We start from the raw sequence: 22,598 nt of genomic DNA, 5'->3' as shown, positions 1-22,598 counted from the left end.
CAGTCTCCCCACCGGGACGATCTTTGGCGCCCTGGGGTCGCCCTTACGATGGGGAGCATGACTGCAACTCCCGGCCCGCCGCCCGCCACCACCCCAAGCGGAGACGCTCCGCGTCGCAGTGACAACCGCCGCGTCCTGCTCGCCGCCCCCCGGGGTTACTGCGCCGGTGTGGACCGTGCCGTGATCGCCGTCGAGAAGGCCCTCGAGCAGTACGGGGCCCCCATCTACGTCCGCCACGAGATCGTGCACAACAAGTACGTCGTGGAGACCCTGGAGCGGAAGGGCGCCATCTTCGTCGAGCAGACGGAGGAGGTGCCCGAGGGCTCCATCGTGATGTTCTCGGCGCACGGTGTCGCACCGACCGTCCACGAGGAGGCCGAGCGCGGCAAGCTCGCCACCATCGACGCCACCTGCCCCCTGGTGACCAAGGTTCACAAGGAGGCGATCCGCTACGCCCAGGACGACTTCGACATCCTCCTGATCGGGCACGAGGGCCACGAGGAGGTCATCGGCACGTCCGGCGAGGCCCCCGAGCACATCACGCTCGTCGACGGCCCCGAGGACGTCGCCAAGGTCGAGGTCCGTGACCCGGAGAAGGTCGTCTGGCTGTCCCAGACGACGCTGTCGGTCGACGAGACGATGGAGACCGTCGGTGCCCTGAAGACCAAGTTCCCCGGCCTCGTCTCGCCGCCCAGCGACGACATCTGCTACGCGACCCAGAACCGTCAGCTCGCCGTGAAGCAGATGGGCGCCGATTCCGACCTCGTCATCGTCGTCGGCTCGCGCAACTCCTCGAACTCCAAGCGGCTCGTCGAGGTCGCCAAGCTGGCCGGCGCCAAGGACGCGTACCTCGTGGACTACGCCTCGGAGATCGACGAGTCCTGGCTGGACGGCGTCACGACCGTCGGCGTCACCTCCGGCGCCTCCGTCCCCGACGTCCTCGTCGAGGAGGTCCTGGAGTACCTGAAGCAGCGCGACTACGCCGACGTGGAGATCGTGAAGGCGGCCGAGGAGTCGATCACGTTCTCGCTGCCCAAGGAGCTCCGCCGCGACCTGCGCGCCGAGGCCGAGTCGCTGGTCGGCGGCGCCGGGGAGTCCGCTTCCGAGAAGTGACTGTAGGTCTCCCGTCGTAACGTGGAGTCATGCAGATCTTCGGTGTGGACATCGGCGGATCCGGGATCAAGGGTGCCCCGGTCGACCTGGAGCGCGGCGATCTCGCCCAGGAGCGGCACAAGGTGCTGACCCCGCACCCGGCCACGCCCGATGGCGTGGCCGACGGGGTCAGACAGGTCGTCGAGCACTTCGCCGACGCCCGGCCCGACCGGGTGGGCATCACGTTCCCCGGCGTCGTCACGGGCGGCTCGACGATCCGTACGGCGGCCAATGTCGACAAGAGCTGGATCGACGTGGACGCGCGGGCCCTGCTGAGCAAGAAGCTCGGCGGGCTCCCGGTCACGGTGCTCAACGACGCGGACGCGGCGGGCGTCGCCGAGATGCACTTCGGCGCGGGCCGCGGCCGCAAGGGCACCGTGCTCCTGCTCACCTTCGGCACGGGCATCGGCAGCGCCCTGTTCAGCGAAGGCGTCCTGGTGCCGAACACGGAACTGGGCCACCTGGAGCTGAACGGGCACGACGCCGAGAAGCACGCGTCCACGAAGGCGAGGGAGGACCACGACCTCAGCTGGGAGCACTGGGCGCACCGCGTGCAGAAGTACCTGGCGCACGTGGAGATGCTCTGCTCGCCCGAGCTGTTCATCATCGGCGGCGGCATCAGCCGCAAGGCGCACAAGTTCCTGCCGCTGATCAAGGGCATCAAGGCCGAGATCGTCCCGGCCGAGTTGCAGAACAACGCCGGGATCGTGGGCGCCGCGATGGCCGCATCGCGCGCGTAGTGCCTCGGTGCGGGCGGTCTACGCGGTACGCCGCCGCGGCCCCGGCGCCTGGGACGAGGACTTGTCGGCGGGTGCCTGCCGCCCGCCGGCCCGGCGCACCGCGGCCCGCCGTGCCATGAGCCGCACCTTCCGCACCGTCACGAGCACACCGGTGACGAGCGTCCCGCCGTACAGCCAGATCGCGTTCATGGCGAGCGTCGTCGCGAGCCCCATGAACTGCTGGCCGAGCCCGCCCGTGCCCTCGGAGATCGGCACGATGCCGACGGCGAACGCGATCGGCGCCACGACCGGCGCCGTCACCAGGTCCGCATTGCGCACCCACACCGCCGTAAGCCCGCTGACCAGCAGGAACATCACGCCGAAGAACGCGCCGGAGCTCCCGAACAGCAGCCGGTCGAGGAAGCCGGCCAGGAGCATCGCGGCGATGCAGAACAGCCCGCTGCCCCGCCCGGTGAGCCGTGGGTTCGGAAAGCGGAGGGACCGGCGCGGGCCACCGGAGGGCGGCCGGACCGAGCGGGCGGCCCGGTACACGGTGGCCGACTCGGCGGACGGCGCGGCACCGTCCTGATCGCCCTGCGCCTGCGGCGGAAGCGGGGCGGTGCGGCGGGGCCTGGCCTGCGGGGTACGCGTCCTGGGTTGCTCCACAAGGCCAAGATAGATGCGCTTATGTGCCCAATGGCCCATGGGACACGCCCTTTGGCAGAGCTTGACCGCACTTGGCGCAAGTATGTCGGGTCGGGCGAGGCCGTAGACTGGTGGACTGCCCAGCCCCACACCCACCCACACCACGTACGGGAAGTCGCAACGTGTCGCTCACGATCGGAATCGTCGGTCTGCCGAATGTCGGCAAGTCGACCCTGTTCAACGCCCTGACCAAGAACGACGTGCTCGCGGCCAACTACCCGTTCGCCACGATCGAGCCGAACGTCGGTGTGGTCGGCGTTCCGGACACCCGCCTCACCAAACTGGCCGAGATCTTCAGCTCTCAGAAGGTCCTCCCGGCCACCGTCGACTTCGTCGACATCGCGGGCATCGTGCGCGGCGCCTCCGAGGGCGAGGGCCTGGGCAACAAGTTCCTGGCGAACATCCGCGAGTCCGACGCGATCTGCCAGGTCATCCGCGCCTTCCAGGACGAGAACGTCGTGCACGTCGACGGCAAGGTCGCGCCCAAGAACGACATCGAGACGATCAACACCGAGCTGATCCTCGCCGACCTCCAGACCATCGAGAAGGTCCTCCCGCGCCTCCAGAAGGAGTCGCGCATCAAGAAGGACATCGCCCCGAAGGTCAAGGCGGTCGAGGCGGCCAAGGAGATCCTGGAGCGGGGCGACACGCTCTCCTCCCAGGGCATCGTCCAGGGCTCCGGCAACGAGGAGCTCCTGCACGACCTGCACCTCCTCACGACGAAGCCCTTCCTCTACGTCTTCAACGTCGACGAGGACGAGCTCACGGACGACGCCTTCAAGGCCGAGCAGAGCGCCCTCGTGGCCCCCGCCGAGGCGATCTTCCTCAACGCCAAGCTGGAGGCGGACCTCGCCGAGCTCGACGAGGAGGAGGCCCTCGAACTCCTCCAGTCCGTCGGCCAGGAGGAGCCCGGCCTCGCCACGCTGGCCCGCGTCGGCTTCGACACCCTGGGCCTCCAGACCTACCTGACGGCAGGCCCCAAGGAGTCCCGCGCCTGGACCATCAAGAAGGGCGCCACGGCCCCCGAGGCGGCCGGTGTCATTCACACCGACTTCCAGAAGGGCTTCATCAAGGCCGAGGTCATCTCCTTCGCCGACCTGGTCGAGACGGGCTCGGTCGCCGAGGCCCGCGCGGCGGGCAAGGCCCGCATGGAGGGCAAGGACTACGTGATGCAGGACGGGGACGTGGTGGAGTTCCGCTTCAATGTGTGATCGGTGAATCACTGCACGTTAATGCAATGCGTGCGTCCGGGGTTGAGCCCTCTCGGGAGCTCGGCCCCTTCCATGCTGGGCGAGCGATCCTCTTCGACCCGTCGCGTACCGGCGGCGATGTCGACAGGCCACCGACCCGGTGGACTGGAGGCTGTCGTGGCGCTCTGACGTGCTGATACTCCGTGCTGTCGAGGTGGTCTTCCCATCTCGAATCCCGATGCCGTGTGAGGTCCCGTTCTCCCGTGGACGGTGGTCAGGCAGGCGGCGATCCGCTCGGCCGGTTGACCAGAACCGGCAGTTGTCACGTCGATCCAGCTCACGTCTGCGTACCGAGAGTGCAGTCGATGAGCCAGTTCACTGCTCACCATTGTTTTCCCGATGCCCACTCGCCCGTTGAGTACGACCGGTACGCCGTTGTCTGCCCGGTCCAGATACCCGGGAAGCACATCGTCCACCAGTTCGGACCGTCCGAGGAAACTCGGATCGCGGTGCGGGAGCGCAAAACTCTCGTTCATCTGTGCATGTCCCTGAGCCACTCGCTGTTCGACTTCAGATACCGCAGATTGACCCATTCCTGGGCGAGGCGATCTTCGCCGCACAACAGCGCAGTCGCCATGGCCTGGTGCGAAGGATCAAGCCATCGGACTCGGCCGGTTGCCTGTTGCGTCGTAAGGCGTCTCTCCTTGCGCGGCAACGGGGTGCCGGTGCCAAGCAGCGCGTCATAGAGCCCGACCGCAGGCAGAACTGCGGGGAGATCGTTGTCCTTGGCGGCCTCCTCGGCGGCCGCCGCCGGGATTGATAATCCGGTCGGGTCGAGGTCGCCGAAGTAGCGGATCTCCGCGATCTTGCCGCGTCGAAGCATCTTGACACCGGCGAGTGAGGCCAAGAACGAACTTCCCATCCCGCAGGCCACGTAGCCGACTGCGTGGTCCTTCATCCCGTCCAACGCCTCTATCAACGACCAGCATGTGGTGACGTTCTCTACGACCAGGAGAACGTCACCGTCGCCGATGCGCCCGTAGTAACCGTCGCTCTCTGCGATGAGTCTCTCGGTGAGGATTTGAGGCGGCGCCGAATACATTTGCAATAGTTTGTACAGAGCTTCCCGGTCTGAGAAGAACGGACCGCCCAACTCGTCGAACGCCTTTTCTTCGGCATCGAACCATCCCGAATAGATGCGACTACCGAAGATGTCAAGAGCACGCTCACGCTTCGGTGCAGGTTTCATATCAGGCTCGGAGAGGAACCAGTTGTTGACCGCGCGGTAGCCGATCCGGGTCCTGGGCGCGGCGTTGTCCCAGTACCCGGCCACCTTGCGCATGCTCGGATGCAAGGGTGGAAGCGGCTCCCGCACCTTCTTCGCCGCCTGGTGGGTGGGCAGCACCCACACGCCCTTCGGCAACGGAATTCTCTCCCCGTCGTCGCCCTTCATCGCCGTGATGGCCCCGCACTCGTACAGCTCGTCCAGATGACGTCTCAGAACCACCGACTCCAGCTCGTCCTCCACCTTCGGATGGGGCACCGTACGGAAGACACGGCGCAACTCCGGCAGTGAGACGCTCGTCTTACGCGTGCCGTCCCACTTCTTCTGCGAACGGGCGTGTTCGTGAAGCGCGCTCAGCAGCTCACGCGCGGGACGACTCAGATCGGTCAACGCTCTCTTCCTCGGGATCCTGGTGGTGGTTGTGCTCTGCGTCGGCACGGGCGTGGTACCTGATGGACGTGATCACCGGGCTCTCGCCCTCCTCAAGAGGCTCGAGGAGATGTTTTCTCCTGTCGCCCACGACGGTGAGGTACATGCGGTGTGCGCGTAGGTCGGCGTCATTGCGGAGACGGATGACGAGCGGGAAGGAGTCCAGGACCGCCAGGTCGTTCAGCCCTGTGGTGTAGACGAGTTGGACACCCAGCGCACGGGCGACCGACTGCTGAAGCCTCAACAGATAACCGGCCGAGGCGCGACCGATCGGGTTGTCCAGGAACAGCACGCCCGAGTTCCGGCGCTGCTGCACCCTGCCCTTCTCGTTCGCGCGCAGCGCTGCCATGGTGCAGTAGAGGACGATGGCCGCGGTCAGCACCTGGCCGCCCGAGAAGAGGTCTTTCATGGCCGAGACGGGCACCCGTTCCGTCCGTAGAACGGCGTCCGGTTTGAGGATCCGCACCCGGAACCCCTTAGGAGCCACTGCTTCGGTCACGCCGCGTAACAGCAAGGCCAGGCCGTCCCGTTTGATCTCTTTTCTGTGGATCACGGCTTCGGCGGTCTCGTCCACGACGGTGCCGAGCCGGTCCTCCAGTGCCTGTTCGGAGACCTCGGTGAAGCGGATCCGCAGGAATTCCTGCTCGGACCACTCCTGCAGCCCCCTGGGCAGCCGGGAAAGGGACTGCGCCCGCTTCAAGGTCCGCAGTGCCTCCTGCACCTGCTGGCACAGCTGGAGCACGATCTGCCGGCGGTGCCGTTCGATGGAGTCCAGGTCCACGGTGAGGCTACGCAGTCTGGGGCGAAGGCTAACGCTCCATTCGGCCGCCCGCGCCGGCAGTTCGGCACGAGGACAGGACTGGATGACGGTGCGGCTGGGGGAGGGCAGCCCCCCGAACCGCGCGTCCGCGGCGAACCCGACCAACTGGTCGGTCAGCGTTCGTTCTTCGGCGAGTGCCGTCTCGACCTTTGTCCCGATCCGGTCGTACTCGGTCTTCAGTACGGTGTGCCGGTCCCGGGCGGCCGAGACACCGCCCTCGTACGGTATGTCGTCTTCGCGGGGCTCACCCGACCGGGACAAGACGGTGATCAGGTCCGTGAAGTTCTTCGCGGAGGAGCGCAGGGCGGCGGCGGTGCGCTCGGCACGCTCGCTGTGGTAAGCGAGTTCGCGCCGGATACGTTCTGCCTCGTCCCGATCGTGCTCCGCTGCCTCGATCAGACGCATACCGTGTAAGACGTGCAGAGGCGGGCCGTAGGGAGCGAGGTCCACGTCGGTGAGCGGTTCCGGAAAGTCTTTGAGGACCGCTCGGTGTTCCGCGACGCTCGCGTCCGCCTCGGACAGTGAGGTCTGGCAGTCAGAGACCGCCTGTTCGGCACGGCGTTGAGCGGCGGCCCGGCACGCGCCGTCCACTCCGTCAGGACCGTTCAGCAACGCCTGGGCGGCTGCTTGCGTTTCGGGAGAATCATCACCCAGCTCCTGCGCCGCTTGCTTCTCGCGTTGCTCCGCCTGACGCATGTCGAGGAGCAGGTCGGCACCGACAGATGCGCGTTCGTACTCGATGGCCGCAGCCTCGTAGGCACGGCGCAGCACGGGGAGCGGTTCCGCCGGAACCTCTGTCCTGTTCTCCGTAACGGCGTCGGCGCCCGGAAGCTCATTCAGTTCGGCGGTCATACGGTGTGCGGAGCCGGTCAGACGGTCCATCGTGCGCACGTGCTCGGCGCTGGCGGCCCGGTGACTTTCGGCAGCTGTTTCCGCCTGCTGAGCGGCCTCTCGTGCTCGAACCTCCGCCGTCCGAGCCTGGTCCACAGCGGTCTGCCAGTCGGGGATCCGCTCTTCCTGGCTGGCCAGCCCACTCAACGTGGACTTACGGGTTTCCAGTGCCGACTGCGCCGTACGAAGCGGCGGAATGGCTTCGCGGATGGCCTTGAGACGGGCGGCTGCAACCTCTCGCTTCTCGGTCTGCTCGGTCAGCGCCTCCTGGGCCTCGTCGTGAGCCTGCACCCGGACGGTGACGATCTCACGCAGTTCGGCGAGCCTTCCTTCAGGGAAGTCCACCCGCCACTCCTCTAGGCGGTTGAGTAGCGAGAGAAACATACGTTGCCGAGCGTCCCACTCGGCGATCCGCGCGCGGTGTTCGTCATGACGACGACCGAGGGCGAGCCGCTCCTCCGCGGCTGCTCTCTCGTCGTACAGCGCCGGATGCGGAGGCACCACGAAATCCAGCCCGGAGAGTGATGCGTCGGGTTCGTGCATGTCCGTGGTGGTGCCCAGCGCCACCAGCGTGCTGGGCCACAGCTTCCGGGCGACCAGGATCTCCGTTGCCCGCGCCGTCTGCTCGGGATCGTTCAGGAGTACACCCGTGACCAGATGCGGCACGCGCTCGATGAGCGCACGGCGCTGCTCGACCCGGGGCAGACCGGCGAGGTAGTCCCAGCCGGTATAGGCGTCGACACCGGCTTCTCGCAAAGTCTCGCACGCTTCCGCGGCCTCCGGGGAGGGCGGCAGTAGTTCGTTCGTCTCCAACGCGAGCCTGGCACGTTCGTCACGGACCATGGCGATACGGATCTCAGTCCTTGCCACATCCGCGGCGTCACGTCGCTGAGCGAGCTTGCCCACCAGCCTGGGAGCGTCCACCTCAAGGTCGAGACGTTCGATGTCCAGGAGTGCGAGCGGCTGGATCTCCGCTTCCAGGGCACGGGTGCGCTCATCGGCTCTCGTCCAGTCACGGCGGGCCAGATCAAGAGAGTGCCGGGCCTCGGCCAAAGTCTGCTCAGCGGCTCGGCAAGCTCGGTGGGCGGCATCGTGAAGCCCCGCCGCGTCCTCGGCGGCGGATTCCAGACGGGATATCTCCTCAGCGTTCTTACGGGCCTCCTCCTCGGCTTGCCGCGCGGCGTCACGAGCCGTCACGCCGTCGCTCAGCAGACCGTCGCGCACAGCGTCCGCGAGGTCGTCCCGCACTTCCTGGATACGGGTGTCGAGCGCCTTGGCCTGCGCCCGGTGCTCGGCAGCCAGGCCGACGGCCGCGTTGTGCTCGGTCTGAGCCTGCTCGGACAGCGTGCGTTCGCTCTCTGCCTGCTGCCGCGCCGTCTCCGCCTGCTCAGTGAGGCGCCGTGACATGGTGCGCAATGCCCCGACGAGAACCTCCAGCGCGGCGTCCCGGGCCTGAAGTGCCGGAAGGGCGGCTTCCTCAGTACGCCGGACCAGCTCACGCAACCGGTTCGCGTTGGCGGTCGCTTCCAGGCTCTTGGCCAGGCGGGGTACGACCTTCCAGGCGCGTTCGGTCTCCTGTGCTCGGTTCCACGCGGCGCGGGCCTTCTGCTGTTCCTCCTCGGTTTCGGCCAGCTTCAACAAGGCTGTGAGGCGGCCCAGTTCACGGGCTGCGGCCGCGAGCTTCTCGTGGTGGAGCACGGCCCGCCGCAGGTCGCCGCCAAGGCGTTTGGCAACCTCTTCGCTCGCCTTGGCGGCCTCGACCTCACGGAACGCGCGTACCTTCACCGAACGGACAAAGGCGTCCAGCGTCTTCCTCGCGGCCCGCTGTTCCTCCTGGGCAGTGAGAGCGGTGATGTGGATGCCGGCCAGCGGTTCGAGGAACTCCAGCGCGCCGGCCACGAAGTCCCGTTCCAAGGTCAGCGCACCACGCCTGCCGAGCTTGTCGCCGTAGGAGTTCAGCAGGTTGGCGAGATCCTGTGCCGGTCCGGTGGGCACCACGGCTGATAACAGGAACTCTACGAAAGCAGCGTCGCTGGCGAAGGAGAAGACGTCGGCCGCCTCACCTTCCCCGGCGTTCATTGCCCGTTGGTAGCGGAAGAGTTCGGGATCCAAGCCGAGGTCTGTGAGTCGTTCTGTCCACTCGGATTGAACGCGGAAATGATTGAACTCAAGTTCAGGATCAGCCCGTTGGGCCTCGTCGAGTTCGCCGATGAAGTCGGCCAGCCGCAGATATCGTCCGTCCTCGGCCACGGGGAGGGTGTCGAGTGTGGTCCCCCGTGTAGGGCGGAAGTGGTACCAGCGTTCCATCAAGTTGGACGGGTCCTGAGTCGCCTTGAGGTGGCGCCACTCGGCGACTTTGCCGGTCACCAGTCGACGCCCGCTGCGGGTGTGTGTCCATTCCAGCGCGATGTGGGCCACATCGTTGTCGAGTACGAATCCGCTCAGCGCGCGAGGATCACGGGTACCCACCACTTGACGGCGTCCGGGCAGCAGGACTGAGAAGATCAGCTTGATCAGTACGGACTTGCCGCCGCCGTTCTCAAGGAAGAGCACCGTGGCCGGGGAGGGGCGCCGGACAGGTTGCTCGTCCCTGACACTGAACAAGGTGGCGGGGCGGTCGGCGATGGGGTCTCCGACGCCGCTGAGGTCCAGGAGAACGTTCTCGTAGCGCGCCGCCTTGGGCCCGACGGACTGCAGGAGCACTCGGGACAGTTCATACATCCTCCGGAGCCTCCGCCACGGTTCCCAGTCCGGTCGTCACAGCCATGGGAAGGACCACGCCCAGCGCCACCAACTCCTCGAAAGCGCTGGTGGCCGCAAGTTCACGCACCTGAAGCTGGTAACGCCGTGTGGTCTGAAAGACGTCCTCGCCGGGTTTCTTCATCGGCGTCAGGAAGCCCTGCTCCGCGAGGAAGTTCAGAGCTCGGGAAACCATGCCCTTGGTGGTGTTCATCGCTCGACGCTTGTCCTTGGTGGGGAATGCCTCCGGACGGTTGGCATACGCGTGCCACGCCAATTCCAGTTCCGGTGCGTCACTGGGTACGTCGGCCGACTCCTCACGGGACGCCGCTTTTTCACGCAACCGGTCGCAGGCTTCGCGAACGACAGCGTCGACCACGTCGACACTGACCCTGCCGACGTACTCGTCTTCGGCGAGGTCGTTCGGCCGGGGAAAGGACACCGCGGCGACAGCAAGGTGAATGATGCCGTGCAGAAAGCGCTCGGCGTAGCCGCCTTCCTTCTGAGTGCGGCGGGCGTAGGTCTCCATCCTGGTCTCGAACGGAGAACCGCCGTCGGCCGCGATCGCGAGGCCGATGTCCTCGTGTTCCCCCAGCACCCTGAGCCCCAGACCGGCGGCGATCCGTCCGGTCAACGTTCGGAACGCGCCGTCGTGCCGGTAGCGGCGCAGAAGCTCTCGATAGGCGTTGTCGCGACTCGGCAGCAGCCGAGGGCGCATCGCGAAAGCGAGCAGCTGCGCGGCCTGCTCGGCGTCATCATCCGTGAAGCGAGATCTCATCACCGAACTCCTCGGGCCGAGCCGTACCTGGCTCCTCCGATCCTGGAACGACTGGCCTTACCACTGCTTTCGTGAGCCACAGTTCATCGCCGCCGAACTGCGGGCTGTGCAGGGGATCCCCGGTGGGTACGGCGATCAACACCTCAGGTACGTGCTCACGTACCGCGTCACCGACGGACGGGTTGAAAGCGTGTGCCGCCCGATGCATCACCAGCCGGGCGACCTGGGGCTCATGGCGGCGCGCACGTGCGAGCAAGTTGCTCAGGGACGCGGAGCCACCGGGCAGGGAGAGGATCTCGCTCGCTAGCCTGAAATGTTCGGGAGTGAACAATTCCCGTTCCGGTACGGGGGCGAACTGAGGATCTCGGACCTCGCCGGCGAATCTCTCGGGCTCCGAGGGCCGTTGCAGGAGACGCTCCACAAGTGACGGTAGCGTGAGAACTTCGGGGGGTGCCGGGGCGACCGCCCCACGGAAGAAGTCGTACACCGGCCCGAGTGCTTTGCCCACAGGAAGTCCAAGTAGCGGTACCAGTAGTTGTCCGTGCAAGTGGAGCGCGGCGCGCTGTGGTTCGCCGGAGAACAGCTGACGGTCCTGTTCGGAACGGAACTGATCGCCCGCTTCCTGTACGGCTTTCTGGAGCTGCATATGACGGCGGATGCAGTCGCGCACGATCTCCACGAGCTCCGCTGCCCTCTGCTTGTGGCGCGGATCGTCAGAGTCGTCCCGCGCGGCGGTGATATTGGTCAGGATGGCGTGTTCCGCCGTGTAGCGGCCCTCGATGTGCTCAAGCGCGTCCAACAGCAGGTCTGGTACCACCCGTTCCCAGTCCACCGTGCGAACGTCGCGACGGGTGGCATCGAGGTAGCGACGTAGTGTCTCTCCATATTGGACCGTGCGGTACCTGGCCTGTTCGGCGGCGAGTTTGGCGTCGGCGAGCCGACCGCGCCTGATGAGATTGTCGAGTTTGACCTCGGCGGCGATCTGCGCGGATTCCACGTCTGTATCCAATGCGCCGACGAGTACGTTGATGGCCTCGTCGGTGGCCCGCAGTGAAAACCCGTCGGGTGTCGACTGTTCCACCAGCAATTTGAAGTCGAACTCGAAGCGGTCGTAGATTCCCTCGTCTCCGACAAGCCCGTAGTGCCAGGAGAATCCACGTTCGATGGTGCCGACATTGATCAGCCGCTGGAGTACCCAGTCGGCCACAGCGGCGTGCTCGGCGTCGTCTCTGTCGGGCGCCTGAGCCGCGACGAAGTGTTTTACCTGTTCAAGTACCTTGGCATGTTCGGCTCCGGCGTCGAAGTCCATCGCGATGGTGACCTGATCGATCGTGTGCAACGCGATTTCGGCCATGTGATAGACCTTGGCATCTGCCCAATCCAGCGATGCCTTGCGCTGATCCAATGCCTGCAACGGTGCTGTACAAGCCAGTGCCTTGACGCGGCGAACCAGTCCTTCATCAGGCAAGTGAGGCGGGTGGGGCAGATCGTGATACACGATCAGTCACGCTAGCACCCCCTACACCGTCGTAAGGGGAATCCTCGGATATCCGGCTCGACGACTCCCTTCGCTCATGATTGAGCCACAGGCCGAAATTCATCGTTCACGAACTGACGTTCCCCTGTTTGGTGGCGATCTAGGTGCCTCGGGGTGTCGGGTGGATCCAGTATTCGGATTCCCTCATTCCGCTACAAGCTGCGCCAGATGAATCATTGCGGGGTCTGGCTGTAACGGGCTTTGATCGAGAGGGCGGTGACGATTTCAGCGTCGATGCCAAGAGCGGCGGTGTATGTAGGGCGAGCCTTTCGTCCTTTCGGGGAGAGTGCAGGTCGCGATGGGGAGAACGTTGTGTCGGCGGGCACTTAGAACGCTACGCGAGCAGGTGGCCGCACCTGTCTCCGCCTCGGCGATCTCTGAGCCTGTACGGGCTGGTCGTCGGAGACGATCGGTGCTCAGACGTTGCGGATTACAGTGGCCGGTTTGATGTCCTGGGCGTCGATGAGGCTGCGGATGTCGTCTGGGTCCGAGGTCCAGATGATGGCGCCGAGGCTGGCTGCCATGGTTACGACGGTGGCGTCGACGATGTCGGAGGTGCCGGCCTTGCCGCAGAGGATGCCTGCGGTTTTGGCGGTTTCGAGGCCGACGGGTACGACGTGGCAGCCGGCGAGGAACTTGCCGAGTCTGACCTGGCGGCGGGAGTCCCGCCATGCCTGGCTGACGACGACGGACGGGACGTAGATGTCTCGTCCGTCTTCCAGGGCCAGGCTGTGGCGGGCCCACATGCGTCGGTCGTCGTTGTCGATGGCGATGAGCACCCCGGCGTCGTATAGGTAGGGGATGTTCACGCGGCTGAGGCTCCCGAGCTGCTGAGGTACTCGGCGTCGGCGGCGGCCAGGTCCGCGCGGGCGGCGGCGAGCTCTTCCGGGGTGAAGGCGCCGTGTTCTGCCTGCCACTCCTGGATGATGGCCCGGCCGGCCCGCAGGCGCAGCTCGCGTTCGGCTGCTCCGGCGACGAGACGGGAGAGCGGGATGCCTTCTTCCTCGGCGGCTCCGGCCAGGGCTTCGACCAGGGATTCGTCGAGAGTGATAGTCACCTTCTTGGTAGCCATACATCAACCATAGCGCGGTATGGCCTTCGATACTGATGCACGGATCACCTGCCGACGAGCGCGGAGGGCGTGAGTGCATCCAGCGAGGAGGGCCTCGCTGACTCGATGGCTCGCGGGGCTGCGGGGAGGCTGGGTCCACATTCGCTGAAAAGAGCGGATTGATTATGTATGTCTTGCTCGACTGTGAGGTGGCGATGCACGGTTTCGAGCACGGGCCAGGCGAAGGAACGGGGTTTGGGTGGCGAGCGTTTTTCAGAGGTGCAAGAGGGATGCCCGGGACCGGAACTTTCCCTGTGATCGTCCGCGGTGTCGGCATGGGTGGACGGTGCGGTACCGGGAACCCGGCGGTAGGTGCGGGCGGCAGCGGGAGAGGTCGTTTCCTCATCGGGTGGGCTCGGATGGTGCGGACGCTTTCGCCGACAAGGTCGAGAACGACAAGAAGGCCGGCATTCGCTTCGATCCTGCACGAGGGCTTGTGCCGTTGCGGGCCTGGGCTCAGGAGTGGCTGGAGCGACGGGTCATCGGTGAGTCGACGCGTCGCAACTACGAGGGGTTCATCCGTAACCATCTCGTGCCGCGCCTGGGGCGGAAGATGCTGGCCGGGTTGGCGCGGCGCGACTTCGAGGAGTTCGTCAAGGACGTGCATGCCTCTGGTGCGGGGTTGGCGGTCTCCACGGTCAATGACCGGATGGTGATGGTGGCCGCCATGCTGGAAGCGGCCGTCGTTGACAAACGCATCCCGGACAACCCCGCGCGCGGCGTCCGGATATCCCGGGCGGCCCCGTGCGAGGTGGACGAGGACGAGATTCCCACGCTGGGCGAGGTCGATCTGATCGCGGAGCACATCGCCCCGCAGTACCGGCTCGCGGTCTACCTTCAATTGGGTACCGGCCAGCGCCCCAGCGAGGCCCTGGCCTTCTCTACCGAGTGTCGACGGTCTGGTTTCGTCAGGATCCGTTGGCAGGTCAGCGCCAAGGCTCGCCGCGATGACTGCCGCACGGTCTTCGTGCCGCTCAAGCACCGGGTGGAGGGTGAGTACCGGGACGTCCCGGTAGCCCCGTTTGTCGAGCAGGAGATCGACGACCACCTGTCGCAGTGGGAGCCGGTGCCCGTGGTCTTCACCGGGCTGCGGGGCAGGCGACGGCGTCTGGAGGTCTTCTTCGCCCCGCGCCAGCGTGGCAAGGGCGTGATGCCCACCGCCTCCACCTACGGCTACCACTTCAGGAAGGCGTGCGTGTCGGCCGGCCTGGTCGATGTGGACGGCAAGGCCAAGTACACGCCCGGCAGTCTGCGGCACTTCTTCGCCTCGACCGCGTTGGCGAACGGCGTGCCGATCCGCGAGGTCTCGCGCTGGCTCGGCCATAAGTCGATCAAGACCACCGTGGACATCTATGGTCACCTTGTTCCCGAGGCGTGGGATCGTTGTCGAGACGTCATGCAGAACGCCATGCGCCCGGCGGTCGAGGACTCGGAGGAGGTTGTCTCCGCGGCTTGACGTGCTGGATGTGCTGGATGAGTCCCGACGGTGCTGGATGCGATCATCTGAAGGAACGTTTCCGCAGGTGGGAGCGCCGCGTCGAACGTTCCGCTTCAACGTGTAGCGGTTGACGTCAGAGGGCCCGGCTCTTCGGAGTCGGGCCCTTGGTGTTTCGGCGCGAAACGTGGCGGGTTTCCTACTCGTTTGACACAATCGCGGTATGGGTGACGCGACGTACGGCATCGGGGAAGGGCCGGCGACGCGGGTGAGCCTGTCGCTGCCCGAAGGGACCGCGGAGGCGATCCGGGCGCGGGTGGGCAAGCGGGAGTTCTCGGCGTTCATCGCCGAGGCGGTGGAGCGGGAGCTGCGCGGGCAGGTCCTCGACGAGTATCTGGCCGACTACGAGAGCCGCAAGGGTCCGGTCTCCGAGCAGGCTCGCCAGCGGGCGCGACAGGTCTTCGACGAGGTGTTCGCCGAGGAGGGCGAGTGGCCTGCCGCAAGCTGACTCACGAGGGGACCCTGGTCCTCGACAGTGAGGGTCTTTCGAAGCTGCTGGCCGACGACGAGCAAGTGGTGGCTCTGATCGCTGAGGCGCGCTCGCGCGGCATGGAGGTCGTGATCAGTGCGCTCACCATCATCGAGGCCGTCCACGCCCGAACGGACAAGTCCCGCCTGAATTGGGTGCTTTCGGGGCTGCGGGTCGTCCCGGTCGGTGACGAGGAGGCGAGGGCTGCCTCGAAGTTGCTGATGAATGCCGGGTTGCACGGGCACAAGTACGCGATCGATGCGGCCGTCGCCGAGGCCGCGCTGCGACAGCACCGCCCCGTGGTCATGCTGACTTCCGATATTGACGGCATGGGCAAGCTGTGCGGCGAGCGGGTCCGGCTCGTGGCGGTGTGATTTCTGGGCCGCGCGATCCCCGCTCATCGGGGAACGGAGGGCCTTGTGCGGGTATGACAGCCCCGGTATCCGCCGGCCCACCATGTACGGCTTGCCGCGCCTGTAGTCGGCCACGGGGCGACGGGGCGTGAGCCCGTGTATCGGGCGGAGGGCGCTGCGGGGAACGTGCCCGGCCTGCTCCCCCGAGAGGTGAGTGAGGGAAACGGCGCGGATGGGGCCGGCGAGTGGTCAACGTCGGGCGGTGCAGGCGGAATTGGCCCGTTCGCCAGTGAGCGGCCGGCGGGCGCACGGTGACGGAGCGGTGAAGGCGGGGCAGCGCCGACGGTGCCCTCCCGTGCGGGACCTGGGGCGTCGGGTCCGCAGGGGCGCCGGTGCCGGGGCGGGGCGCGAGCGGCCGGGTGGGCCTGATTCCTTCGCGTGTTGCCGGGGCTCGTTGACACCCCGACCTGCTTGTCGTGAGCATCACAGGCGACCAACTGGGGGTAATCATGCGCAAAAGACAACGGGGCTCCATGGTCTCGCGCCGCACCAGGATGCTCGCGGGCACCGTCCTCGGGCTCCTGTTATTGGGGGCCGTGACGGCTCCACCCGCGGCGGCGGCCTCGCCCGGGCCGTCGGGGAAAACGGAGGTCCGGGCGAAGATCCGCGTACTCGACGACCTTCCCGCCTCCTCCTTCACCGCGCCCGGCGTCCACGACGACGGCCTGTCCGCACCGCCCGCCAAGAAGTTCTTCGCGCGGGACTCCTCCGAGGGATCGGACCCGGGGACCCTGGCCGACCCGCCGATACCCTCCCCCTCGCAATCCATCACGCCCGAGGAATGCTTCGGCCACGACAGCTCGTTCTCCGGCAGGGGCTGGGCCAAGGGGCGGTTCGCGAGCTGCCAGGGCAAACGCCTGTGGGTGCAGAAGGTGGACTGTCTCATCGGCTCGTGGTTCTGCAGCGTCGTCGGTAACGCCTACGCCGACATGGCCGTCATCCACTACACGAAGAACGACAGCGACTTCCGGGACATCCTGGAGGTCACCTACGTGGGGAACTGGCGCGTGGTCGGCGACGTCAGCGGCGTTCCGCTGACGATCCGCAGCACCTGCGACGTGACCTCGGGCGGCGGCTCGTGCACCCGCGACAACGGCGGCACCACGCGCTCGGTGGACAGTTGGGCCGCAAAGGGCACCTCCTTCGAGTACGCGAACTTCGCCCAGAACGGCGGCTCCGCCCCGAACGTGCTCGCCACGGCGGACCTGCGGTGGGTCGCCACCGTCGTCAGTGACATCGGGCCGAGCACCCAGCGCAGCGACCCGAGCCAGGCACGCTGCGACCGCGCGAGCTACCTGCTGCGCTCGGGCGCGGGGCAGGGCTGCGTGTTCCCCTGGGCGCCGACGCCGACGTGGACCGTCAACAAGTCGCAGAGCCCGCAGGCCGCCCAGAACATCTGGGAGGCCCAGAACAACCCCAACGCCACCAAGCCGCCGTCGAGCCGGCTCAAGGCCATCCCGGCCGTGCTGCACCGCACGGCGAACGCCACCGAGATCCGGCGGCACCGCGGAGTCGCCGGACGGGCCTGCGTCAGCTCCTTCCCCGGCCAGTACCCGGCGCCCGACACCGACTGCGACGAGTACCCGATGGCCTCGACACAGGAAGGCTCGGTCAACAAGGCGGGCGGCGTGCGCGACTACGTCGTCAAACCCATCAACAGGACCGACAACCAGGACGCGGGCAGGGATCTGAACCGCTTCTACGCGGCCCAGCGCATCATGGGCAGCGACGGATGGAACGACGCCTTCCAGGTGCGCGTCCCATGAGTACGTCCCTCCGGCGGCCCCGGAGGGAGCAGCCTTGACCGTGCGGCGGCGGGGCGGTCACCGTGGCCGCCCCGCCACCGCACATCCTCGCGCCCAGGGAGGCCATCCGTGTCGACCGTCCACGACGACGCTTCCACGCCCGGACCGCGCGGCCCCGTCGCCGACGCGGCCGGACTCGTCCTCGTCGAAGACCGCATGTTCCGGCTCAGCGACCCGAACTCGGGTCCGCTGCGTCCCGCGCCCGCCCCCACCGAGGACACCCCCGTCACCACCGGCACGGGACCGGACCTCGCCGTCTTCCTCAGCGCCACGGAGGACTCGGACGTAAGGGCCGTACTCGAACTGTGGCAGGCCCCGGGTCCTGAACCGGAAGGGCCGTGGGAGGTGCGGATCTCCTGCGGGATCGAGGTGGCGGGACCCGAACTCGCCCTGGTCTCAGGGGTGTCCGCCCTCGGCACGGAGTGCGTGCTGCCCGTCCCGGCCGGCAGCTACACCCTGGAGGCCCGCTGCCGCGGCCGGGCCGCCGCCCGCGAGGCCTTCGAGGCCTGGCTCACCGCGGAGGACGAGGACGACACCGACCCGGAACCTCCCACGGGCCTCGAACACTGGCTTCTGCGCCTGTACCCCAGGTAGCCGGGCCCCGGGTCCTAGGCCTCGTCGCGCCCACGGCGGGCCGCCGCCAGCCCCGCCGTCCCCACCAGGAGCAGCACCACGATCGTGCCCAGGGTGAAGGTTTCGAAGGTGGTGCGGGTGACGCCCCAGACGTCCGTGAAGTCGTAGTCGATGCCGAAGGCGGATTCCAGGACGCCCGGGAAGAGGGCCGCCCAGGAGCCGATCAGGATCCAGGCGTAGACGAGGGCCGCGCAGGCCATGAAGCCCTTGTTGCCGAAGGGGACCCGGTAGGGGCGGGGGACGTCCGGGCGGCGCAGGCGCAGGACCACCAGGGCGGGGACGACCAGGAGGTAGGAGAGCAGGAGCGTCGTCACCGCCACCGTCAGGACCACGCTGAAGATCGCCCCCGTGTCGCCGCGAACCAGTTGCATCGCCGCCAGCATGAACACCGTGGCGACCGCGCCCGAGAGCAGGTTCGTGCGGACCGGGGTGCCGAGCTTCGGGTGGAAGGCGCCCAGCGCGCGGCTGAAGAAGCCGCCGTCGGCCGCCGCCATCGCCTGCATGCGGTCGCTGACGATCATCCACGCGCTGCCCTGGGTGAGGAGGGCGAAGACGAACATCACCGCGGTGAGGGTCAACAGGGGCCCCGCCGCCGGGCCGTAGACGTCGAAGACCAGGCGGACGCCCTCCATGAAGCCGCCGATGCCGGTGACCTTGGAGGCGGGCACGACCGCCAGGAGGGCCAGGACCGGCAGGAGGTAGCAGGCCGCGGCGATCGTCGCCGAGCGGCCCAGTGCCGCGGGGACGTCGCGCTGCGGGTCGTGCATCTCCTCGCCCGCCGCGTTCGGCGCCTCGAACCCCACGTAGGCGAACAGGAGGATGGGGACGAGGGCCAGGAAGCCGGCCGTCGACGGGGCGAAGTGGGCGGTGGCCAGGCCCTGGAAGCCGTGCTCCGCCCCGTAGAGGATCGCGGTGACGGTGAAGAGGGCGAGCGACAGGACCTTCACCGCCGCGCCCGCCGTCGTGATCCACTTGCCGCGGCTGAGCGAGACGATCGCCGTGAGGATCGCGATCCACACGAAGAGCAGCTTGAACGTGTAGTCGGCGAACGTGCCCGAGCCCAGGTGGAAGACGAACCCGTCCCACGTCTCGGCGGCCAGGAAGACCAGCGAACCGCCCAGCCAGATCGGGTTGGTGACCCAGTAGAAGAGGGTCGTGAGCGCCGCCGCCGAGCGGCCGAGGGCCAGCTTCACCCACACGTACGGGCCGCCCTCCTGCGGGAACGCGGCGCCGGTCTCCGCGAACAGCAGGGCGTAGGGGAGCAGGAAGAAGAGGGCGATCGCGGCCGTCCAGGTGGCCGCCTCGCCGCCGCCCGTCGCGATCTGGCCGATGGTGTCGAAGGAGATCACCGCGGCGACGGCCATCGCCGTGATGTCGAAGCGTTTCAGGCTGCGCCGCAGGTTCGAGTCCGAGGCGGAGGCGTCGGGCGGCGTCTGTGGTTCTGCGGAGGGGAGGTTCGTCGACACGGGCAGTTCCTAGGGAGGGAGTCGGGGACTGCGAGCGGTGTGCGGGCCGGACATGTGGGGGAGGGGGTGGGTCCGGCGGCGGGGGTCGAGCCCCGCCGCCGGGCCAGGGGTGTTACGCCTCCCGGATCTCTCCGGTCGGCTCCGTGCGCTCCAGGACGCCGCGCAGCGCCGAGGCGACCTCCTTGGTCTCCGTCTCCGTCATGATCAGCGGCGGGGACAGGACCAGGCTGTGCGCGGAGTCGCGGACGATGACGCCGGTCTCGCGGCGGATCACGTCGTGCGGCATCCGGTCGGGGTGCAGGGGCAGCGGGGCGCGGGTGGTGCGGTCCGCGACCAGTTCCACCGCGAGCATCATGCCGACCGAGCGGATCTCGCCGACGATGGGCAGGTCGCCGAGGTGCGCGGCGAGTTCGGCGTGCAGCGTCGCGCCGATCGTCTTCGCCCGGCCCAGCAGGCCCTCCTTCTCGATGACGTCGAGGTTGGCGAGGGCGACGGCCGTCGCGACCGGGTGGCCGTTGTACGTGTAGCCCATCGGGAAGCCGTGGTCCCGCAGCAGCACCTCGGCGACGTTGTCCGCGACCATCAGCGCGCCCAGCGGCACGTAGCCGGACGTGATGCCCTTCGCCGTGACGATGATGTCCGGCGTCACGCCGAAGTGCTGGGCCGCGAACCACTCGCCGACGCGCCCGTACGCCGTGACGACCTCGTCGAAGATCAGCAGGATGCCGTGCCGGTCCAGGGTCTCGCGCACCCGCGGCCAGTAGTCGGCCGGCGGGACCAGCATGCCGCCGACGCCCATGATGGGCTCGCCGATCATCGCCGCGATGTTCTCCGCGCCGATCTCCGCGATGCGCTCCTCCAGTTCGCGGATGAGGAAGTCGGTGGGGTCCTCGCCGTTGTACAGGTCGGTGCGGTACGGCCACGGCGGCGTGAGGTGCGAGACGTGCGGCATCATCGGGGCGAAGCCCTCGTGGTACAGCGGGAATCCGGTGGCCGAGCCGCCGCCGTAGCCGATGCCGTGGTACGCCTTGTCGCGTGCCAGGATCCACGTGCGGTCGGTGTCGCCGCGGCGGTGGTGGTAGTAGCGGGCCATCTTGATGGCGGCCTCGTTGCCCTCCGAGCCGCCGGACGTGAAGTAGACGTGGTTCAGCGGGTCCGGCGCCAACTCGGCGAGGCGCGCAGCGAGTTCGATGGCGCGGTCGTTGGAGAACTCCCAGAAGCTGGTGAAGTACTCCAGCTTCTTCATCTGCTCGTGGGCGACGTCCGCCAGGTCCTCGCGCCCGTGACCGATCTGGGCCAGCCACAGTCCGCCGGTCGCGTCGAGGTAGCTGCGGCCCTCGGAGTCGGTCAGACGGCAGCCGGACCCCTCGGTCATCACGACGCGCTCGGTGGCGCTGCCGGGCAGGTAGGGGTGGATGATGTGCGCCCGGTCGAGGGCGGCGAGCTGGTCTGCGGTGCGACTCATGGTGTGGTCAAGCCCTTTCATGCGTACGTGATCCACGTGGTCTTCAGGCCCGTGTACTTGTCGAAGGAGTGCAGGGAGAGGTCGCGGCCGTGGCCCGACTGCTTGAAGCCGCCGAACGGGGTGAGCGGGCTGAGCGCGTCCACGGTGTTGACCGAGACGGTGCCCGCGGTCAGGGCGTCGGCGACGCGGTGGGCGCGGCCGATGTCCCGCGTCCACACGGAGGCGGCCAGGCCGTACGCGGAGTCGTTGGCGAGCCGGATCGCCTCCGCCTCGTCGCGGAACGGCAGCACGACGAGGACCGGGCCGAACAGCTCCTCGCGCACCAAGGGCGAGGCGGGGTCGAGGCCGGTGACGACCGTCGGGTCCAGGTACGCGCCCTCCCGGTCGGGGCGGGTGCCGCCGCAGGCGAGCGTGCCGCCCGCGGCGCGCACCGCGGCGAGTACCCGCTCGACCTGCGCCTCGTCGACCAGCGGGCCGATCCGGGTCGCGGGGTCGAGCGGGTCGCCGGGGATCCAGGCGCGGGCGTGCTCGGCGACGCGGGCGGTGAACTCCTCGGCGATCGAGGCCTCCACCAGGAGCCGGGTGTTGGAGGAGCAGACCTGCCCGGCGTTGTACGCGAAGCCCCACGCGGCGCGCTCGGCGGCGGCGTCGAGGTCGGCGTCGGCGAAGACGACGTTGGGGCTCTTGCCGCCGGCCTCGGGCCACACCTGCTTCATGTTCGACTCGGCGGAGTAGCCGAGGAACTTCCTGGCCACGGCGGTCGAGCCGGTGAAGACGAGGGTGTCGACGTCGGGGTGCAGGCCGAGCGCGCGGCCCGTCACCTCGCCGGGGCCCGGCACGACGTTCAGGACGCCGTCGGGAAGCCCTGCCTCCGTGGCGAGTTCGGCGAGCCGCAGCGCCGAGAGCGGTGACTGCTCGGCGGGCTTGAGGACGACGCTGTTGCCGGCCGCGAGCGCGGGTGCCAGCTTCCAACTGGCGATGTCCAGCGGGAAGTTCCACGGGACGACTGCGCCGACCACGCCCAGCGGGGTGCGCCGCACGAGGGCGAGGTTGCCGGGCGGGGCCGGGGCCACCTCGTCGTACAGCTTGTCGACGGCCTCGGCGTACCAGGCGAAGACGGCGGCGGCGCCGGGCACGTCGGTGCCGTAGGACTCGGCGATCGGCTTGCCCATGTCGAGGGTGTCGCAGAGGGCGAGTTCCTCGCCGTGCTCCTCGATGAGGCGGGACAGCTTCAGCAGGACGCGCTTGCGTTCGGCCGGGTCGGCGCGCGACCAGCGGCCGTCCTCGAAGGAGGCGCGGGCGGCGGCCACGGCCCGGTCGACGTCGGCGGCCGAGGCGACCGCCACGTCGGCGACGGGCTTGCCGGTGGCCGGGTCGATGGTGGCGAGCCACTCCCCGCCGGAGGGGTCGGCCCACTGTCCGTCGATGTAGAGGCGGGTGCGGGGTGCGAACTCGGCGGCGCGCTGCCGCCAGTGCGAGTGCGTCGTCATGCGGTG

Annotated in this window: 18 protein-coding genes; 8 read left to right on the top strand and 10 right to left on the bottom strand. The window is 68.0% G+C overall.

Annotation, left to right across the window (positions count from 1 at the left end):
• The first annotated feature begins 48 nt into the window (after positions 1-48).
• On the top strand, positions 49-1,113 hold the full coding sequence (locus ACNYS0_RS15805; protein ID WP_422474237.1) for a 4-hydroxy-3-methylbut-2-enyl diphosphate reductase: 1,065 nt from the start codon (positions 49-51) through the stop codon (positions 1,111-1,113).
• A gap of 29 nt (positions 1,114-1,142) precedes the next feature.
• Positions 1,143-1,892, top strand: a complete 750-nt coding sequence (ppgK, locus tag ACNYS0_RS15800; protein ID WP_422474235.1) for a polyphosphate--glucose phosphotransferase — start codon at positions 1,143-1,145, stop codon at positions 1,890-1,892.
• Positions 1,893-1,910: 18 nt separating this feature from the next.
• Here the strand turns inward: ppgK and ACNYS0_RS15795 are convergent, their stop codons facing one another.
• Entirely contained in the window at positions 1,911-2,537 is a 627-nt protein-coding gene (locus ACNYS0_RS15795; protein WP_422474233.1) for a DUF6542 domain-containing protein, read from the bottom strand.
• Between the two features lie 161 nt (positions 2,538-2,698).
• Between ACNYS0_RS15795 and ychF the strand changes: the two genes are divergently transcribed.
• Positions 2,699-3,787: a redox-regulated ATPase YchF gene (gene ychF, locus ACNYS0_RS15790; RefSeq protein ID WP_385763567.1), complete on the top strand. Its 1,089-nt coding sequence runs from the start codon at positions 2,699-2,701 to the stop codon at positions 3,785-3,787.
• Between the two features lie 511 nt (positions 3,788-4,298).
• Here the strand turns inward: ychF and ACNYS0_RS15785 are convergent.
• From ACNYS0_RS15785 to ACNYS0_RS15760, 6 genes are all read right to left on the bottom strand, one after another.
• Positions 4,299-5,441: a hypothetical protein gene (locus ACNYS0_RS15785; protein ID WP_422474232.1), complete on the bottom strand. Its 1,143-nt coding sequence runs from the start codon at positions 5,439-5,441 to the stop codon at positions 4,299-4,301.
• On the bottom strand, positions 5,413-9,912 hold the full coding sequence (locus ACNYS0_RS15780; RefSeq protein ID WP_422474230.1) for a coiled-coil domain-containing protein: 4,500 nt from the start codon (positions 9,910-9,912) through the stop codon (positions 5,413-5,415). The genes ACNYS0_RS15785 and ACNYS0_RS15780 overlap by 29 nt, the downstream gene beginning before the upstream one ends.
• Complete coding sequence (locus ACNYS0_RS15775; protein ID WP_422474228.1) at positions 9,905-10,708, bottom strand: hypothetical protein; 804 nt, start codon at positions 10,706-10,708, stop codon at positions 9,905-9,907. The genes ACNYS0_RS15780 and ACNYS0_RS15775 overlap by 8 nt, the downstream gene beginning before the upstream one ends.
• Positions 10,686-12,206, bottom strand: a complete 1,521-nt coding sequence (locus tag ACNYS0_RS15770) for a hypothetical protein (protein ID WP_422474226.1) — start codon at positions 12,204-12,206, stop codon at positions 10,686-10,688. The genes ACNYS0_RS15775 and ACNYS0_RS15770 overlap by 23 nt, the downstream gene beginning before the upstream one ends.
• A 455-nt stretch (positions 12,207-12,661) precedes the next feature.
• Positions 12,662-13,054 (bottom strand): PIN domain-containing protein, encoded by a 393-nt coding sequence (locus ACNYS0_RS15765; RefSeq protein ID WP_422474224.1) that lies wholly within the window; start codon positions 13,052-13,054, stop codon positions 12,662-12,664.
• A complete protein-coding gene (locus tag ACNYS0_RS15760) occupies positions 13,051-13,317 on the bottom strand; it encodes a hypothetical protein (RefSeq protein WP_422474222.1) in 267 nt (88 codons plus the stop codon). Before ACNYS0_RS15760 ends, ACNYS0_RS15765 begins: the two co-directional genes overlap by 4 nt.
• A gap of 388 nt (positions 13,318-13,705) precedes the next feature.
• On the opposite strand from ACNYS0_RS15760, the gene ACNYS0_RS15755 reads away from it, so the two are divergent.
• The 5 genes from ACNYS0_RS15755 to ACNYS0_RS15735 all read left to right on the top strand — a co-directional run bounded on the left by ACNYS0_RS15755 (position 13,706) and on the right by ACNYS0_RS15735 (position 18,132).
• Positions 13,706-14,812, top strand: coding sequence for a tyrosine-type recombinase/integrase (locus ACNYS0_RS15755; protein ID WP_422474220.1), 1,107 nt, complete (start codon positions 13,706-13,708; stop codon positions 14,810-14,812).
• Positions 14,813-15,014: 202 nt separating this feature from the next.
• Positions 15,015-15,299: a hypothetical protein gene (locus ACNYS0_RS15750; RefSeq protein ID WP_422474219.1), complete on the top strand. Its 285-nt coding sequence runs from the start codon at positions 15,015-15,017 to the stop codon at positions 15,297-15,299.
• Positions 15,281-15,694, top strand: a complete 414-nt coding sequence (locus ACNYS0_RS15745) for a DNA-binding protein (protein WP_422474217.1) — start codon at positions 15,281-15,283, stop codon at positions 15,692-15,694. Before ACNYS0_RS15750 ends, ACNYS0_RS15745 begins: the two co-directional genes overlap by 19 nt.
• Positions 15,695-16,182: 488 nt before the next feature.
• Positions 16,183-17,499: a NucA/NucB deoxyribonuclease domain-containing protein gene (locus ACNYS0_RS15740; RefSeq protein ID WP_422474215.1), complete on the top strand. Its 1,317-nt coding sequence runs from the start codon at positions 16,183-16,185 to the stop codon at positions 17,497-17,499.
• A gap of 108 nt (positions 17,500-17,607) precedes the next feature.
• Complete coding sequence (locus tag ACNYS0_RS15735; protein WP_422474213.1) at positions 17,608-18,132, top strand: hypothetical protein; 525 nt, start codon at positions 17,608-17,610, stop codon at positions 18,130-18,132.
• Between the two features lie 14 nt (positions 18,133-18,146).
• Here ACNYS0_RS15735 and ACNYS0_RS15730 read toward each other — a convergent pair whose 3' ends face one another.
• From ACNYS0_RS15730 to ACNYS0_RS15720, 3 genes are all read right to left on the bottom strand, one after another.
• Positions 18,147-19,637, bottom strand: a complete 1,491-nt coding sequence (locus ACNYS0_RS15730) for an APC family permease (protein WP_422474211.1) — start codon at positions 19,635-19,637, stop codon at positions 18,147-18,149.
• A 112-nt stretch (positions 19,638-19,749) separates the two neighbouring features.
• Positions 19,750-21,102: an aminotransferase family protein gene (locus ACNYS0_RS15725; protein ID WP_422474209.1), complete on the bottom strand. Its 1,353-nt coding sequence runs from the start codon at positions 21,100-21,102 to the stop codon at positions 19,750-19,752.
• A gap of 17 nt (positions 21,103-21,119) precedes the next feature.
• Positions 21,120-22,592, bottom strand: a complete 1,473-nt coding sequence (locus ACNYS0_RS15720) for an aldehyde dehydrogenase (RefSeq protein ID WP_422482661.1) — start codon at positions 22,590-22,592, stop codon at positions 21,120-21,122.
• Positions 22,593-22,598 lie beyond the last annotated feature (6 nt).

This window comes from Streptomyces anthophorae (assembly GCF_049310305.1).
Lineage (GTDB): Bacteria > Actinomycetota > Actinomycetes > Streptomycetales > Streptomycetaceae > Streptomyces.
Note: the sequence above shows the minus strand (reverse complement) of the source record. Positions and strands in the feature narration are given on the sequence as shown.

What these genes read in the sequence shown, in the direction of transcription:
- ACNYS0_RS15805 (WP_422474237.1), top strand. Translation starts at nt 49, where the DNA reads ATGGGGAGCATGACTGCAACTCCCGGCCCGCCGCCCGCCACCACCCCA.
- ppgK (WP_422474235.1), top strand. Translation starts at nt 1,143, where the DNA reads ATGCAGATCTTCGGTGTGGACATCGGCGGATCCGGGATCAAGGGTGCC.
- ACNYS0_RS15780 (WP_422474230.1), bottom strand. Translation starts at nt 9,912, where the DNA reads ATGTATGAACTGTCCCGAGTGCTCCTGCAGTCCGTCGGGCCCAAGGCG.
- ACNYS0_RS15775 (WP_422474228.1), bottom strand. Translation starts at nt 10,708, where the DNA reads ATGAGATCTCGCTTCACGGATGATGACGCCGAGCAGGCCGCGCAGCTG.
- ACNYS0_RS15760 (WP_422474222.1), bottom strand. Translation starts at nt 13,317, where the DNA reads ATGGCTACCAAGAAGGTGACTATCACTCTCGACGAATCCCTGGTCGAA.
- ACNYS0_RS15750 (WP_422474219.1), top strand. Translation starts at nt 15,015, where the DNA reads ATGGGTGACGCGACGTACGGCATCGGGGAAGGGCCGGCGACGCGGGTG.
- ACNYS0_RS15740 (WP_422474215.1), top strand. Translation starts at nt 16,183, where the DNA reads ATGCGCAAAAGACAACGGGGCTCCATGGTCTCGCGCCGCACCAGGATG.
- ACNYS0_RS15725 (WP_422474209.1), bottom strand. Translation starts at nt 21,102, where the DNA reads ATGAGTCGCACCGCAGACCAGCTCGCCGCCCTCGACCGGGCGCACATC.
- ACNYS0_RS15720 (WP_422482661.1), bottom strand. Translation starts at nt 22,592, where the DNA reads ATGACGACGCACTCGCACTGGCGGCAGCGCGCCGCCGAGTTCGCACCC.